Source organism: Acidovorax sp. KPB24-07 (assembly GCF_057543315.1).
The window spans coordinates 1-1,152 of sequence record NZ_BAAJYS010000703.1 but is presented as its reverse complement, the minus strand read 5'-3'; the positions used below and the strand labels follow the sequence as shown (position 1 = coordinate 1,152).

Here is a 1,152-nt window from a genome sequence, read left to right as displayed (position 1 = left end):
ACCCACAACGGCCGCCACCAGGCGCTGCTCGACGACCTGCTGGCGCGCCTGTCCACCCTGGTGCGCGACCCGCAGACCCGCACCTTCATCGCCGAGACCATCGTGCAGTGGATCAAGCGCGAGCACCCGCTGAAGGAAAAGGTACTGCCCACCGACTGGCTGAGCGAGAAGGGCGCGGGCGCCATCGCCCAGGCCATCGAGAACCTGCTGGCCGAGGTGGCCGGCAACCCGGCCCACCAGCTGCGCGGCACGCTGGACGGGGCGGTGCAGCGGCTGGTGGAGCGCCTGCAGTCCGACCCGGAATGGGCCGAGCGCGGCATGGCGATCCGCCACTACCTGCAAAACGACGCCACCCTGGGGCGCTACGTGCAGACGCTGTGGACCAGCCTGCGCGAGCGCCTGCAGCGCGACCTGGCCGACGAGGACTCGGCGGTCTCGCGCAAGGTGGCGGCCATGGGCCAGTGGCTGGGCCTGTCGCTCGCGGGCGATCCGGCGCTGCGGGTGCGGCTGAACGTGCGGCTGGAGCTGTGGGCGGCGCAGTGGGCGCCCGAGCTGTCGCAGTTCGTGGCCGAGCACATCCGCAACACCGTGGACCGCTGGGACGCCCAGGAGCTGGCGCGCCTGGTGGAGCTGCACATCGGCAGCGACCTGCAGTACATCCGCATCAACGGCACGGTGGTGGGGGGCTTCATCGGCCTGCTGCTGTTCGTCCTGTCGCATGCGGACGATCTGGCGCAGGGCGTGGGCGCCCTGTTCGCCGGCTGAGGGGCCGGCGCCCTGCGGTGTGGTTGCCGGCCGGTATGGCCGGCGGGCTTTCAGCGGTTGCCGCCGCGCGGGGTCTGTTCGGCGGCCTGGGCCTTGGCGATGGCCAGGATCACCTCGCGCGCCAGGCGGCGCTTGGGCACGGGCAGCTTCAGGTAGGTCTCGAACAGTTCGCGGTCCTCGTACCCCAGGTTCACGTGCCAGCGGGCGGCTTCTTCGCGCGCCTGCGGCGTGGGCGTGCCGAAGGCCAGTTCCTGCACCGGCATGCGCAGCCACTCGGCCAGGGTGATGAGCTTGCGGGCATCGGGCATGGTTTCGCCCAGCAGCCAGCGGCGCACGCCATGCAGGGTCATGGGCTTGCCCCAGTGGCGGGTGTTGAACTCCCGCTCG

The 1,152-nt window shown here is 71.6% G+C and carries 2 protein-coding genes; one reads left to right on the top strand and one right to left on the bottom strand.

Features of this window, described 5'->3' with window-relative positions:
- A partial coding sequence (locus AC27IQ_RS25130) for a DUF445 domain-containing protein (RefSeq protein ID WP_487091240.1) occupies positions 1-765 on the top strand: 765 nt, incomplete at its 5' end.
- Between the two features lie 50 nt (positions 766-815).
- Here the strand turns inward: AC27IQ_RS25130 and AC27IQ_RS25125 are convergent.
- Positions 816-1,152 (bottom strand): XRE family transcriptional regulator (locus tag AC27IQ_RS25125; protein ID WP_487091239.1); only part of this gene is annotated, 337 nt, incomplete at its 5' end.